This window comes from Marinilabilia salmonicolor JCM 21150 (genome assembly GCF_000259075.1).
Taxonomy (GTDB): domain Bacteria; phylum Bacteroidota; class Bacteroidia; order Bacteroidales; family Marinilabiliaceae; genus Marinilabilia; species Marinilabilia salmonicolor.
The window spans coordinates 1-15850 of the sequence record NZ_AJKI01000033.1; the positions used below are offsets into that span (position 1 = coordinate 1).

Below are 15850 nucleotides of genomic sequence, written 5' to 3' on the forward strand. Positions count from 1 at the left end.
AAAAAAAAAAAAAAAACAGAAATACTTTTTATTTTTATTTTCTTTCTGCAAATCTATTTATTAAATTTTTTATTAACAAGTTTTTTTAATACTTTTTTACAAGAAAATAATCAACCATCAAAGCACAGACCTCTCCCAAAGCACCTGATAGCTTATGATTTTTCAAGAGAAAAAAACAGGAAGAAAAAAAAGCCCGCACTAACCAAGAAGCAACGGACTCTCCGGAAATTAGCCACAAACAACCGAAATGGTTTTTAATTTTTTTATCTTAGTACATGACAAAACAGTTAAATAATTGAAAACCAACAAAATAAGCAGGGAAAGTATTTGCTTAAAGCCTGATATTCAGTATACTACAAAGGGTTTCTCACGTCTGATGTACTATACATGAATATCAAGGTAGATAACAAATATAGCGATTTAATTGACTCATTTAAAACTGTTACCGGATGGCATAAAGCTCGCGTAAAATGCGCTGTATCAACAACATGCGCAATGTGTAAATTGCAAACAATTTCTTTCGTGAAACTGGCACAAGGATTTGAAGGTCAGACTAAATATGAATCAAATCATCGGCGGATTCAACGGTTTTTTGCCGAGTTTGTTATTGACCGTTATTTACTGGCCAGGTTGATATTTTCGTTATTGCCCCATAAGCCGCCCTATAAGTTGAGTCTGGACAGAACCAATTGGAAATTTGGCAAAACAGACATCAACATATTGATGCTAAGTGTTTGTCACAAAGGCGTTGCAATGCCACTTCTATGGAAAATGCTTCCTAAAAGAGGTAATTCCAATGCAGAAGAGCGAAAGGAGCTGCTCAATGAGTATATTAAACTCTTTGGTGTCACCACTATATCGAGCTTTTTAGGTGATAGAGAATTTATTGGAGAACCCTGGTTTGAAGAACTCATCAGACATAAAGTGCCATTTTTTATTCGTATTAAGGAGAATATGAAAGTTAAGATTCCTCGCAAAGGGACAAAAAGGGCTTTTGGGTTGTTTAATCATTTAAGAACAGGTCAATACTATCATATTGAAGGTCTTGTTTATTTGGGAAAGAATCTTGTTTATTTATCTGGAATAAAAACGTTTAATCCAGCAACCGGAAAAGTTGAATTTGTTATTATTGCTTCATTAAATAAGCAAGACCAGGCACTTATTGACTATAAGGAAAGATGGCAAATTGAAACCATGTTTAAAGCAATGAAATCAAGCGGGTTCAATTTGGAAGACACACATTTAAACAATTTGGACAGACTTACAACATTGATAGCTGTTGTAGCAATTGCATTTGTCTGGGCTTATTTAGCAGGCATTGATAAACACGAAAATATAAGCCCTATCAAAGTCAAAAAGCATGGAAGAAGAGCCTATAGTTTCTTTAAATAAGGTCTTGTTAGAATTGCCCATGCGATAATGAATACCTTAAATGTCAAGGAGTTTAATGATTGTGTAAAAGTTTTGTCATGTACTTAGTTTTTTTATTTACAATTATTGCGAGTAGCCTCATCCACCACACAGACAATCGACCTATGAGAAACCAGGCTATGAAATGACAAACCAATATCGCAGGAGCGGCTGACACCAGGCGCATTCTCTACAACATAGGCCAATTGATTTTCCAAAGATTTATGAGTTGAAGCATTCTCTTCGGGATGAATAAATCCATGAACACCGAACCAACAGCAACAACCAATTTCATCGGGGACAACCACTTTTTCTGCGCACTTCTGCACTACCTGAAGCCACAGCAAGCATCGTATATGCCATATTGTTCACTTACTGAAAACCAATTTTGCCAGGATAGCATAAAAAAAACGCTCAATTCTTTGATTTAGGATTTTTTTTCTTCACTAAATCATCTCACCACTAATGGCAGACAACAACTCTTCTTCATAATCCCCAAAATATTCCCAAAACATCACACCTTTCAGATTATTCTCTTTGACAAAATCACACTTCAATTGCAATGACTGCGAATTTTCATAAGTGATAAAAACTCCATCTTCTTCATTAAACAAATAAGGAGCCTTTGCAGAATGGTCCCACCCATACTTGTAAGCAGAATTGCTCAAATAATTTCGCCTCAACCTCCGATAGGAAAGATTGACGTTAGACAGTCCATCACCTGATTGATCTATGCCATCATTGACGGGAGCAATATTCCTCCATCCTCTACCATAAAATGGAACTCCAATAACCAATTTCTCTGCAGGTACGCCTTCTTCAATATATCGTGATACTGTCTCCGATACAGAATTACCCCATTCATAATAATCAGACGGGAAAAGATTGGCATGATGGCGGGCAACGTCATCCCATTCCCCGGCAAAATCATAAGTCATAAGATTAACCATGTCCAGATATTGTGAAGCCTCCCCCATATCGTTTTTTTCAATAAAAGCTGAAGAAGCAGCGGCTGCAATGGTCAATAAATAGTGCTTTGATTCAGCCATTGCATCAAGAGCGCTCCGGCATTCTTTCAACAACAGAGTAAAGTTCTCTTTGTCTTCAGCCCGGTTCGGATTTCCTGCCCCCGGTAGTCCCGGATATTCCCAGTCAATATCAAGACCATCCAAACAATGTTTTTCAATAAACTCCAAAGCACTTTGAATGAAGCGGGCCCTGCTTTCTTTTGTCAATGCCATGTCAGAAAATCCGCCGGACCAACCCCAGCCACCTACCGAAACTAATATCTTCAACAATGGATTGTCCTTTTTAAGCCGATTTAAAACCACAAAATTTGCTGAATCAGCCTCGCATCCTTCAACCATCTCCCCATCCTGAATATTTGCAAAAGCATAATTGACATGTGTGAGTTTGCCGGCGGCTATCTCATTGCTTTCAATCACTCTGTTCCCGGGAAATACATAAGAAATGACGGCTTTGGTTTGTGATTCAGAAGATGAATCCAAAGTTTTTTCTGATGAAGAACAAGCGCTTATGGCTATTCCAATCATTAAAAGAAAAAAATTTTTTTTCATCTGTATAAAATTTATTTATTAAGGTCGGATGGGACTCGCAATTTCTTTATACATGCCCTTTTCCCGAAATATCCCCGTAACATCGGGGCTGACTGGAACAAGTTGTGGCAGTTTTCTTTGTAAACAAAGCGGCAAAGCCGAAGGAGAAATCAAAGCCCCATGCTCGTAGAAAATTTGATTATTAAGCCCTAATGTAACTCATTGATAACATGCACATGGACCACCGCCATCAACGAAATCTCATATCACAGTTTTAATTTAACTCCAAACCGGGCAAGAATACCTGTAAGTTGAATAATTAAAAACGTAAACACGATGGATTTAAGTATCCCCACCCAAGAATAAGTCATCCAGCCGGGCAGACTTATTCCAGCATAGAATATGGCGTGATAGTATACACTCGGAAGCAGGTAGGCCAGAAAAGTCTGTGTTCCTGCTGGGTAAAACACATTCGCCCAGCCATGCTTTTTTTTTATTTCAGTGGGATACCAAACCAACATTAATAAACCTAATCCTACAGCAAGAGAGAGATAAACAAACGAGGGAGTTGCTGCAAGTTTGCTAATGCCCCATAACGGCCGCAATACAAACCCTGCTATTAGAAAAATCAGTCCGGCAATTCCCCATACAGAATATAGCCTGAAAGTCTGAAGTCTGATCTTTTTCATCACCAACGATGCCAGCATTCCGGCAAAAGAAAGAGACGCATGAGCCCCATAAGATTCAAGCGCAAGCCAACCGGTATATTCCTGCAAATAGGCAGATTGCGTATAGGTAATATGATACAAAAGCAATCCTGCAAACACAATAAGTAATTTAACTAAATGCTTTTCCAGAAAAACATAAGCAATTGCAGCTACAAGATATGCCCATCCGATGATTCCCAAAATCCCCCACCATTGAGGCAATAACCATGCGCCGTCTTTGTCTCTGAATACAAATAAAACAAAAACAAGTAACCCGATTCCTACATAGTGAAAGATAACACCAAGTTTTTTGCCGGCTTTCGTTTTCTCCCGACCATAAACTCTCCACGACAAAATTACCCCGGCGTACATACATAATGCCCACAGATTTCGATCAATACCAGTTACTTCAACACTCATCCGGCTTGTATTGACCATTAAAACCCCAATAAAAACCAGGCTGAAAGTACGCTTAAGGATATGCCTGACAATGGTTAGGTCGCTGTCTCCCTTCTTTTGCCGCCCATCAACAGCAAGAGGAATTGACATGCCAACCCAGAACAGAAACAAGGGAAAAACAATATCAGCCAGAAACATACCATCATGGCCAGCGCTGGCATGCCCGAGCCATTGTGGTATATCCCGAATTCCGGGTAGATCGTTCACAAAAACCATGAGAGCAACGGTTATGGCTCTCAAAATATCGATGGACTTTATTCTATGAGTCCCTGTTTTATTCTCCATATAAAATGCAACAGATAATTAGATACATAATGTATAATGTATCCAATAGTTATGAAAATTTGAACAAATCTTAAAATTCAGATAATTGATTCTAATTCTCTTCCAAAAGTTTAACTGACTGTCGAAAAGAAATCACTGGTGACCGACAAAAAAAGTAAAAAATTTTGCGTTAAGGGAGCGCAGTGATCAAACTCGTTTGTGTCACTGCCTAACGTACCAAAATTCAGCGATGCTAAAAAATGCCGTCGCACAAAAAAATGTAAAAATTTTAACCCGATTAAAACAAATTTGCAACAACATTATATTCCTGATCCAACAATATGATGTCGGCTTCTTTTCCAGTCTCAAGACTTCCTCTTTTGGAATCTATCCCAAGCAACACTGAGGGGTTCAGAGAGGCAAATTGTACAGCTTCAGACAAGGAAGCGCCAGTCAGCTTAATAAATCGCTTTACAATGTTATTTATTAGCAAATTAGAGCCCATCAACACATTATCTTCCTTGTATCGAACCCCTTTTTCGTTCGAGGTTACCGATCGTCCGTAAGATTCATATTCTCCATATTCCAGTCCTGATGAAATAACCGCATCAGAGACGAGGATGAGTTTCTCTTTGTTTAAATTTTTGTAGCACATCAAAACAGCCTCATCACTAACATGAATACCGTCACCATTGAGTTCGAAGAACACATCTTTGTTCAGAAAAGGCAACATCCCCAGTCCGCTTTTCTTATGCGTTACCGGAGACATTGCGTTAAACAGATGTGTCATACTAACTTTTTCCCCTTCAGGGATCGAAACATCAGAAAGTTCGGCATTTGAATGACCAAGACAAGGAATAATTCCATAATTTGGAAGTTCATTGATAATGGTATCGCTCCCTTTTAATTCAGGAGCTACGGTCATTAACTTTAACCAGCCTTTGCATTCTTTAACAATATCGTTGAGGAGTTTTGTGTCAGGAACTGAGATGTAATCTGCACTAATTCCACCTTTCTTCACTTCATTGATAAAAGGTCCTTCGATTTATATGCCCGGAATCGATCTGCGAAGTTCGGGCATGTTATGAATCGCACCGACAAAGCTTCTGATGACTTCCCTGTTACACTGAAATGTTGGCACAAAGGTATTGATTCCTCTTTTCTTCAAAAAAGTGACCACTTCTTTCATGTCCAACGGCTCTGGTTGATCGAAGCCATAATGACTGCATCCATGAAAATGCAATTCAACAAAACCCGGAGAAACATAATTTCCACCGGCATCGATGGTTTCCAGTTCCCTGTACTGATTAGGTTCTTTAGTAATATCAACAATGGTTCTATTCTTCACAACCATGGTATAATCATACAACACCTCCTGTGGTTGTACGATTATACCGTTAATAATTTTGTAATTATCCATGTTCTTTGTTTTGAAAAACACATTTACCAACGCACTTTGCCCACTGTACAGAAGGTATTAATCCTTCCCTGCTTCTCTCCCTTCCTTTTCCAACGAAGATAAAATATACGACAAAGAGGCTGTTCCATCCATTGTTGGTTCATTAGAGGAATAATCAGCATTGTCATCGTGATAGACCACTAGTTTGGATTGAAACTGCTCATAGACATCTATTTCCTTTGACAGATGCACGCCTATGTGTTTTCCAAAAATAGAACCGTAAATGGGCCCATCGACCAGACCGCCAATTGGTTGTCTGTCTAACAATGTAACCGCAGCTGAATGAACATCTGAAGGAAAGTCACCGTCTTCAGGTAACCCCACAATCATACTGGTTCCCCAAGGATTACAACCAAACAACCAATCGATCAACGACTGTTCCATTTCGTAATAAGTGTTGTCCCCTGTGGATGTACGATATATATGACACTGGGTAGCAATGGCTGTCACAAGGTTATTGGAACACCAGATGAACGGAACACCGATAAAAAACGGGTTATCCTTTCCCTTTTCAAAAACGTTCTTTATGCCCTCTTCAAAATAGTTTGAGAAAGTATTCTGGTCAGCATTCTCATACTTGTAGGCCAATAATGAATGTCCCAGGTTAAAAAACGGATACCATTGATAGTGTCTCGCTGTATCGGCTCCCATCCAGGGGGTAACAGGCTCCTGTATCCCGTATTCCACTGCATCCGTCAGATAACTTTGTTTTTGGGTAAGTTCATAAACCTGGGCTGCTGCAAGTTCCATGTCATCAACCCAGTTGTCCTCTTCATAAAAATAAGCGGCCACATGTGGCGCAGTTTGACAGACACCGGGGTTTAGCTTTCCCCATTTGTATGCATCGATGGCCTTTGCTTTAATATTCTCTGAAAACTCAGGATAATATTCTTCTAATAAAATGCCTCCTAATGCAAAGGCAGAAGCATACTTGCCGGCAGTTGAGGCAATTCCTGTAGCCCTGTTCTTATATTTTTCTGATCCCTGAGGTTCACCCGTACAAAAATATGCAGGTCTGGCACCTCCTTTTCCTCTTCCATAGTCTGCTGTGTCGTTGGCCGGAAGTTTGTAGCCGATATGATCTCTGTCATCGGCCAGCTGGTTGTACATTTCACCGTAAGAGGGATTCATACGATCCAGCCAGTCGAGTCCCCATTTGGCTTCATCCAGAATATCCGGTATTCCGTTGCTTTCGGGATTTCCCATTGCATCATACTCATCACCAAAAATGGAAGGATTCTCTCTGTAGGCAAAAAGCATCTGATAAACAGCATTGGCAGAAGTTGTCACATACTGAAGGTAATCTGAAGCATCGTGCCAGCCACCTCTAACATCAATATAAGTAGAGTCTTTCTCTGCGTCTGGATGAAAAATAATGAATCCATCGTTCTGATGGCAGGTGCTGTTGTAAAAGGTGTTATACCCACATCTTTGCTGACGCATATAGTTAAGAATAAAATCAGCAGTGTTGGCATAGACATCGTTATCAATCCTGAATACGGGAGACTTCACATTTTTCACTTTCACATAAAACTCACCTTTATCCGTGAACTGAGTGAAATCAAGTCTGAACCCCTTTTTAAATGCTCCCCATTCATCAAATTCTGCAATTTCTTCTGAACGAAACACCTCCTGATCATCTACAGCACTGTAAATGGCAAATTCAGACACACTGACATTCTCCTTACTGACCATAACGGCGATCTTGGGAGTTCCCGGCATATACCCCAACTGGTTTATGCGTATCCAGCTGTTATCGTACCCTGAAGTACAGGAAACTATTCCTGCAATCAGAGATATAAAAAATATTTTTTTCATAGATGCAAATTTTGTTCAAATTATTGAATGAATTTCACAAAACATGGAAAATCAAAGTTGACAAGTTCTATTTACGTTTTTTTTGCAAAGAGGTCGTCCGATTATGTAATTCTGAAAGAGTTATTTTAATCAGTCTAATCCCCACCGAACAACCTCTTAAACATAGTCATCCGATCGCTTGTTAAACGCCTTCTACCCTATCCTTGTATACCTTAAGACACTCCTCAAGCCGATCTTTAGCAGTAGTATCTCCCGGAACATTATGAGATGGATGAATGTAGAGCTTCACGCCCCTGTCGGCAAGAATCTCGGCAGTAGTGATAACCGTCATCCAAACAGCAGTAACAAATGCCATTGTAGAAACAGGCCCAATTTTATCGAAATGGTTCTTCAAAGAAACAGAAGCATCCTGAATGGGAACACAGGTATCTACAACAACGTCGGCAAGGTCAAAAAGAGTTTTACCCGACGAATGCCTGGTTTCCTTACCTTTAGCTTCGGCAGCAGAACCAAAAACGATCAATTTATTACCCATCTCTTTTACTTTCAATGCTATATCTATATTTACAGCATTGATTCCTGTATGTGAAAAAAGCCAGAAACAATCATCTTTATGAAATCTGTATCCCTTCATAATTTCGGCTCCATAGCCCTCAACCCTCTCAAGGAATACAAAATTCTGCACACTCATTCCTTTTGTAATATTGGTAAAAAAGGTAAGAGGAAGCTCAAGCATTGGATGAAAGCCAACAAAACCGCCAATTCGAGGATACATATCCTGAATGGGAAGAGTTGCATGACCACAACCAAAAGTATGTACCCAACGTTCTTTTTCAATTGAATCGGCCATAATCTCAGCGGCCTTTTTAATGTTTTCAAATTGGGTTTCTTCAATTTTGTTCATAATGCCATGAGCATTATCTAACCATTGTTTTGCTAACATGATCTCTAAGTTTTTTAAAGTTTATATTTAACGGTACTCAAAATTCCTATCATAATTATGACAAATGAAATCAATAACAGATTAAGCTGACCAATGCCAAACATATCCAGCATAAATCCGACAAATGAACTTAATATCATATTTCCTATCAATGCAATTCCCATAACAATGCTGAATGCAGTGCCGGAATTTTCAGGAAAGGCACTGGCAGTGTATCCCAACATTACAGGAAAAGAAGAAGCTATTCCAACCCCCATAACTGCAGTGGCAGCGAGTCCGGCAAACAAAGAATTGCTATATTGAAGAAGAAGTGCACCAAATATAACTATTACCATACTGAAAAACACCACATAAATAGCCGGGATACGTTTCAAAAGCTGACTAAGCAGCAATCGTGTTACAGTAATACCAATTGCACTTACGGTAATAGCATATAAACCCTTGTCATACGGCACATCAACAACCTCCATTAGATAAGTCGGTGTCCACACCGGGATAATGGCTTCAATGGCACTTTGAAAAAAGAGAAACATCCCTATAAGAAGCAAAATCGGCTTTGTAAAAAACCGGAAATATTCTTTAAAAGGGACAGCTTCCGTCCTTTTTGCACCCGGAAATTTTAAAAACAAAACCAAAACAAACGGAATAAGCAAAATTAAAGCTACAACAGACAAAATAGCCTGATAACTCATGGCCCGATCCAGTAGCAACGACGTAAGTAACGGAAAGCCTAAAGCGCCAATTCCATAAAATACTCCCAGTAAACTAAGATATGCACTGTTGTTTTCCGGATAAATATCAGCTACCAACATGTTGGTCACCCCATTGATACTTCCCCCTCCAAGTCCGATCAAAAGGAACATATATGGGACAATAAAAACATATCCGGAAAATGTTATCCCCAAAATTCCCAAAATTACAAGCAATACCCCAGCCAGCATAACCGGCTTATAACCAAAACGATCGGCTACCGGCCCAAAAGCAAAGGACCCTGTCAGAATACCGGCGGCCAAAACAGAGGCACAAAACCCGATAAAGAGTTTGTCAACGCCAAACCTGACAGTTAAATAGTTATTTATTGTTCCAACTACCACCATAGTAATACCAAAGAGCATCATTACCAGGCCGGCAGCAATAAATCGGACGGTTTTTTTATTCATTATTATAAATTTTACTTTTTAAGGCCTAATGGAAGTCGTCCCTGCCTGCCCCGATTTATCGGGGAGCAATCGGGACTCGTTTCATGTGTTAATACTTTTCTTTTATGAGTTGAGCGCAAGAGAAAGAGCGCCATATAATCCGGCATAGTTTCCATTCTCCGAACAGTGTAGTTCAACCTGTTTCATGCTTATGGGTTGGCCCCATTTCAGGGCCTCCACAAAAATTCTGTCCAAGAACTGACAAGCTTTACCACTAAAAACTCCACCACCAAAAATAATTTTCTCCGGATTGAAAATACTGACAAGATTGGCAACGGTCATTCCCCAATACTCTATTGCTGTATTTATTACTTCTTTTGCAACAGGATCGTCGTGCAAGTATGCTTCAATAAGATTGACTCCGCTGATTTCCTTTTCCGAACTGAAAACTCCTTTGTAGGCAGGATGTTCAGTCATTACTTCACGAGCATACCTGACCAAACCTTCGCCTGATGCATAATATTCGTTGCAACCACAAGGAATGTATTTTTCATCATACGGTTTATTTAAAGCCAGCCATCCTATTGCTCCGGCAATTCCTTTAGATCCGCGCAGTATTTGTCCGTCGCTCATTATTCCTGCAGCAATGCCCGTACCTACGGCAATAAAAATGGCATTTTTGCATCCTTTAGCCTTTCCTTTCCAAACCTCACCAAGAATGTAACACTCTCTGTCGCTTGCAATGACAAATCGGATACCTTCAAATGCTTGTTCCAACCGGTCCAACAAAGGATAATTATCCCATCCCGCAATATTGGGTAACCAAACCGTTCCATTATCGTGATTATAAATTCCAGGAACCGAAATACCTATAGAAGAAATTTCTTCACCGGCTTTTCCCCCTTCTTCCAGTAACAGTTTAATCTGACTCCTAATCTTTTCAAAGACCTCATCACTTAAGGATCTATCAATCAGCCCTTTATGCTCAAACACAATTCCGTCAATTTGAGAATACAATGCACTGCAGATTTTGGTTCCGCCCAAGTCAATCCCAATAACAGCCATAAAATTTGTTTAATAAATTAGAATTATATACAACGCTGGCCCTAAAAGTGACCAACGCTGTAGCGAAAAACTACCTGTACTTATAGCCTTTTCTTTTGAAACGCCATACCCATCCGCTGTTTTTAGCAGCTCCGGCCTCATCCTGAAACAATACCAGTTCGTTTTCGTTAAGAACCTTCACTTCAAAAACATTCTTATAAACATGATCACCATCCGGCATTTCAATCCCGTCCAATGTAAGAAGCATCTGCTCCTTATCAAAGGAAAATTCTCCGGTAACCGACTCTGCACCAGGACAAGAAGTGACCGCGAGATAGTATTTGTCATCTTCTTTTTTGAAGAACAATTCCTCTTCCAATCCTTCGTCCTCGGGATAAGTGCCATCAGCAAGGGGAGCCCACCACAATTCCTGCCAATCGTAAGGTGCAGACAAATACCAATGCAGCGTTCCATCCTCATAATCGGAAGCATAGACCCAAGTTAGGCCTTCACCAAAATAATCAACCAGAAAAGCCAGCGGTTCAGGCACCAAATCAGGAACGGAGGTCACTTCAACAGTTCTGAAAATACTAACTTTACCACCTTTGGTTGCTACATTGCAGACGATCTCCTTTTCGCCGGTAGATCTCAAACGGATCGTATCTTTTGTCTTAAAAGAATCTATCCCCTCAGTTTCCCAATGCACAACATATCCGTCATCCACCGACAATGCAATAGTGTTTCCACCGGGAAATGTATTTTCAACTTTCAGATTAATCTTTTGCGCTACAACCTCTACATCTTCCATCTGAGGCAGAGATTCTCTTTCCTCTACCGGTTCACAGGAGAACAGGAATATGGAAGAAAAGAATACAAATAAAGCTATATTTCTCATAATTAGTTTTTTAATTTAAATAACAAGGAATTTTACCATCCGGCATTTTGTTCCAAAACACCATCAGACAATTGCACTTGTGACTCGGGAATTGGAAGAAAACCATTGGTTTCGGGCCTGTATGAAATAGAATATTCATCGGGCTCTCCCTCTGTTTCTACCGGGATGTTCTGAACCTGCCCCAGTGCACTGCTTAACTCGCCCCAACGCATAAGATCATAATACCGAATCCCCTCAAAGGCGAGTTCATGTCTTCTTTCTTTTTTTATGTTTTCCAATGTTGGTGGTACACTTGGCAGATTAACCCTATCTCTGACCTCATCCATATATTCCTGAGCTTTTGAGGAACCAAGTTCTGCTCCCATAAGCATCACATCGGCCAGTCTAAGCAAAACCACCTCCTGAGTGTTACATTCCATATTATTATCGGGAGACTCATAAATATAGGTAAACATACTTTTTCTCTTTCCATCAACGCGGACATTGATGGGCATATATTTTTTTTGCCACAAATAAGTTTCATGATATTGATCTGAGCTCGGATTGTAGCCAATATCTTCAGCATTAACATCGCATATTGAGGCTACTTTTCGAAGATCTGAATCGTTCCATGAATCCCACAATTGAGGGTTGACAGGGCCAGCCCCCCAACCATAGCCAAAAGGATAAGTATTTTGCATTCTTACACCAAAGTAAAGATTGAAGGTATTGTGTGTGCCGCTCCCCAATGCACCGAACCTGATAGAGAACATGGCTTCGGTATTTCCTCCTTCTTCTCCAACCCAGGATAGATTATTATCGCCAGCGTAACTATAGTCTTCCGTAGCATAGGCGTAAGGCCACAAGTTTCTGAAATCCTCAACCAGTTTATGTCCGCTTCGGGCAATACAATCATCTACATTTGCTATCACTTCGTCTATTGTCATATCTTCCTCTTCAACAATAGAAATGAATGTCTTACCATACACACCTGTATAATAAAGGAACACTCTTGCCATCATTCCCTGGGCTACCCATTTTGTTGCTCTACCAATGTCAGAAACTGAATAAGGATCGTCCGGCATTTTTTCTACAGCGGCACGCATATCTTTTGCGATCTGACCAAACAATTCTTCTGGCGAAGCCTTTGGAAGGTTTTGTGATTCCGTAGCCAAAACCAGAGGAACAGTGCCGAACATTCTGGCTAGATCGAAATAGTAATAAGCCCTCATAAACAAGGCTTCTCCTTCATAACGGTTCTTTTGGACTTCTGACTCCCAATTTTCCACCTGGTCCAAAGACCCCAGAAGCATGTTTGCCCTGAAAATACCTTTATAATTATCTTCCCAGGTTTGCAGGTACATGTCGTTTGCAAAATTTTCAAAATCAGCTATCGCATGAATCTTGCCATCAACGCCACCACAACCCGCAAACCGGTCATCTGACATCAACTCTGATACAAAAAAACTGTGCATAAACGGATTAAGACCCGGGTTTAACAATGAATAGATGCCATTCATGGCTTGTTTGATGTCTTCCGGAGTCTGATAAAAGTTAGTATTTACTTTAGATGTCATAGGTTCTGTATCCAAAAAGTCAGAACAGCTACTAACAATCAGTGCTATACTCAGAATATATATGATCTTTTTCATTGAACTAGCTTTAATGTGTCACTTAATTCATTCTTTAAATAAAGTCTGAGGTTAACTCAGTTCTCCAAACCGTTCTTTAAAGTTCAATATTTACTCCAAAAAGAACTGTTCTCGGACTCGGATAAAATCCCAGATCAATGCCGGAGCCGAAAGTGGTTCCTCCGCCGTATCCAACCTCAGGATCCATACCTGAATATTTAGTAAAAGTATATAGATTCTGAACGGCTACGTAGGCTCTTAATTTTCCAAAACAATCGGTTCGGATCAGATTTTTGAAGTCGTAACCAAACGACAAATTTGTGATTCTCAAATAATCAGCATCCTCAACATAAAGATCAGAGATATTGGAGGAATTTATTGAAGATGATGTAGACAGTTTTGGAAGTCTGTTGGAAGTACCTTCACCATGCCAACGATTAAAAATATCGGTCGTAAAATTGTGCGTTGGGAATATTGCAAAATCGCGATACGACCTGATGATCTGATTACCAGCCACGCCACTTGCAGAAATGGAAAAGTCAAAACCTTTGTAATCTGCCCCCAGATTAATGCCAAAAGTATAATCGGGATTAGGATCACCAATCATCACTTTATCAGCGTCGTTAATGACATTATCATCATTGGTGTTAACAAAGCGAACATCACCGGGGTCGGCATCGGGCTGAATCAATTCACCTTCGGAGTTCAGATAGGATTGAATTTCTTGTGCATTCTGAAATATTCCGTCTGTTTTATATCCCCAGAAATATCCGATTGGATATCCTTCTTCAGCTCTGAACATTTCACTTGTTAAATCGGCCAGCACATTGGTCGGACCGTGTATTATCTTTTCAAAATTGGCAATTCTGGTTACTTCATTTTTGTTATGAGCAACATTTGCATTAGCATAGTAATTAAAATCTCCAATTTTGTCGCGCCAGCCTAAAGAAAGTTCAAACCCTCTGTTTGCAACATCTCCACCGTTAATATAGGGCGCACCGGTACCATAACTTGCCAATGTAGGCGCAGCTACCAGCCAGTCTTTTGTTGTTTTAATGTACCAATCAAAATTTAAAGAAAAGTTATTATTCAGAATACGCGCATCAAAACCGATATTAAGCTGTTCAGATGTTTCCCATGTTACATCGGGATTTGGCAATATGCTGGGATAAGCACCGGTTAAACGTTCCTTCTTCTCAATTCCGAAATAATCGGCCCCACTGAAACTAATTGTTGACAGGTATTGAAATGGCGAAATGTTCTGATTTCCATTTTGCCCCCAGCTGGCTCTTAATTTGAAATATGGGAGCCATCCATTGATACTGGCCATAAAGTCCTCACTTGTAGCCACCCAACCAGCTGCTACTGAAGGAAAAAATCCCCACCGGTTACCGTCGGCAAACTTTGATGAGCCGTCGGCCCTTATTACAAGGGTGGCCATATATTTCTCTTTGTAATCATAATTGATCCTTCCAAAGTAAGACAAAAGCATATTGTCTCCCCATGGGTAGCTGTCAAGAATTGTCCTGGCTGGATCAATAGTGGTAGAATTACTCAAATATGCATATTCCAGATCATCAAATATGCTGTTGATATTTGTCCCGCTAATTGATTGCCCTATATTGCTTTTCTGAACAGTATTACCTGCTAATAAGTCAATGGCGTGTCTATTGAGTTTAAACACATAATTAATGGTGTTCTCAAAATTGTATCCTTTTCCACGGGACATACTATGTGTTGTAGAACTATAATCTTTGAAATGACGTTCACTTAAATTATATTCAGGCGTGTAACTTCTGTATGAACTTGAAGAAAAATCGTACCCAAAACTACTTCTGAGCTTTAAACCCTTTAATGGTTGAAACTCGAGGTATCCATTGGCAATAAGCCTGTTACTTTCAGAAATATTATTACCCTGAGTGAAAACCATCATTCCTATGGGATTTGGAACCCTTATATCCCACGAAATGGCATTGTGATACTCCCCGTTTTCCCTATAAACAGGCAAAAATGGATGAGTTGATAACGTGTTCCTGATGGTATTGGCATACATGCCTCCGGTAGCAATTCCTGATTTTTCGATGGAGCTATAAGCAACATTTTCACCTACTTTTAGAATGGTAAAACCATCATTTTCAAGAATGATATGTTCAGTATTAATTCTTACATTATATCTGTCATATGATGAAGCAACCGGTTTTCCTATAATCCCATCCTGTGAAGTATAAGAAAAACCCAAAGAATAATTCGAACTCTCGGTTCCTCCGGTAATCCCAACAGCATGATTTTGAATGGGCGCATCTTTCACCAATATTTCATCAAACCAATCAGTCCCTTGATTTTCACCACTTTCATATTCATCCCAATTCGGGACCAAAGAGGCAAGACCATAAGGCTTAAGGCCGTCATTCATACGGGCTTCATTCATTAATGTGGCGTATTCCTGCGCATTTAGAGTAGGAACTTTTTTGAATAAATTTTGTCTTAGTACATGACAAAACAGTTAAATAATTGAAAATCAATAAAATAACAGTCTAAAAATTTGG

13 protein-coding genes are annotated in these 15850 nt (G+C 39.7%); 2 read left to right on the plus strand and 11 right to left on the minus strand.

The features are described from left to right. On the plus strand, positions 1-258 hold a 258-nt coding region (locus W7W_RS23920; protein WP_010664662.1), incomplete at its 5' end, for a hypothetical protein. 129 nt (positions 259-387) lie between these two features. After that, complete coding sequence (locus W7W_RS22345) at positions 388-1392, plus strand: IS4 family transposase (protein ID WP_081485191.1); 1005 nt, start codon at positions 388-390, stop codon at positions 1390-1392. Between the two features lie 464 nt (positions 1393-1856). Here the strand turns inward: W7W_RS22345 and W7W_RS0115790 are convergent, their stop codons facing one another. The 11 genes from W7W_RS0115790 to W7W_RS22355 all read right to left on the minus strand — a co-directional run bounded on the left by W7W_RS0115790 (position 1857) and on the right by W7W_RS22355 (position 15807). Beyond that, positions 1857-2987 carry a glycoside hydrolase family 18 protein gene (locus W7W_RS0115790; protein ID WP_010664665.1) on the minus strand — a complete coding sequence of 377 codons (1131 nt, stop codon included), beginning with the start codon at positions 2985-2987 and terminating at the stop codon, positions 1857-1859. A 245-nt stretch (positions 2988-3232) separates the two neighbouring features. Then, the gene (locus W7W_RS0115795; RefSeq protein WP_010664666.1) at positions 3233-4417 is read right to left on the minus strand and encodes a DUF5009 domain-containing protein; all 1185 of its coding nucleotides are present in this window, start codon (positions 4415-4417) and stop codon (positions 3233-3235) included. Between the two features lie 277 nt (positions 4418-4694). Beyond that, entirely contained in the window at positions 4695-5417 is a 723-nt protein-coding gene (locus W7W_RS0115800) for an amidohydrolase family protein (RefSeq protein WP_010664667.1), read from the minus strand. Between the two features lie 24 nt (positions 5418-5441). Further along, positions 5442-5816 (minus strand): N-acetylglucosamine-6-phosphate deacetylase, encoded by a 375-nt coding sequence (locus tag W7W_RS0115805; protein ID WP_010664668.1) that lies wholly within the window; start codon positions 5814-5816, stop codon positions 5442-5444. Positions 5817-5873: 57 nt separating this feature from the next. After that, positions 5874-7673 (minus strand): glycoside hydrolase family 9 protein, encoded by a 1800-nt coding sequence (locus W7W_RS22350; protein WP_010664669.1) that lies wholly within the window; start codon positions 7671-7673, stop codon positions 5874-5876. Between the two features lie 181 nt (positions 7674-7854). Then, positions 7855-8616: a sugar isomerase domain-containing protein gene (locus W7W_RS0115820; protein ID WP_010664671.1), complete on the minus strand. Its 762-nt coding sequence runs from the start codon at positions 8614-8616 to the stop codon at positions 7855-7857. A 14-nt stretch (positions 8617-8630) separates the two neighbouring features. Beyond that, positions 8631-9776, minus strand: a complete 1146-nt coding sequence (locus W7W_RS0115825; RefSeq protein WP_010664672.1) for an MFS transporter — start codon at positions 9774-9776, stop codon at positions 8631-8633. Positions 9777-9878: 102 nt separating this feature from the next. Further along, positions 9879-10820: an ROK family protein gene (locus W7W_RS0115830; protein ID WP_010664673.1), complete on the minus strand. Its 942-nt coding sequence runs from the start codon at positions 10818-10820 to the stop codon at positions 9879-9881. A 70-nt stretch (positions 10821-10890) separates the two neighbouring features. Beyond that, positions 10891-11694 (minus strand): hypothetical protein, encoded by an 804-nt coding sequence (locus tag W7W_RS0115835; protein WP_010664674.1) that lies wholly within the window; start codon positions 11692-11694, stop codon positions 10891-10893. Positions 11695-11726: 32 nt separating this feature from the next. Continuing rightward, complete coding sequence (locus W7W_RS0115840) at positions 11727-13325, minus strand: RagB/SusD family nutrient uptake outer membrane protein (RefSeq protein ID WP_010664675.1); 1599 nt, start codon at positions 13323-13325, stop codon at positions 11727-11729. A gap of 76 nt (positions 13326-13401) precedes the next feature. Next, on the minus strand, positions 13402-15807 hold the full coding sequence (locus W7W_RS22355; RefSeq protein WP_081485192.1) for a SusC/RagA family TonB-linked outer membrane protein: 2406 nt from the start codon (positions 15805-15807) through the stop codon (positions 13402-13404). Positions 15808-15850: the final 43 nt, after the last annotated feature.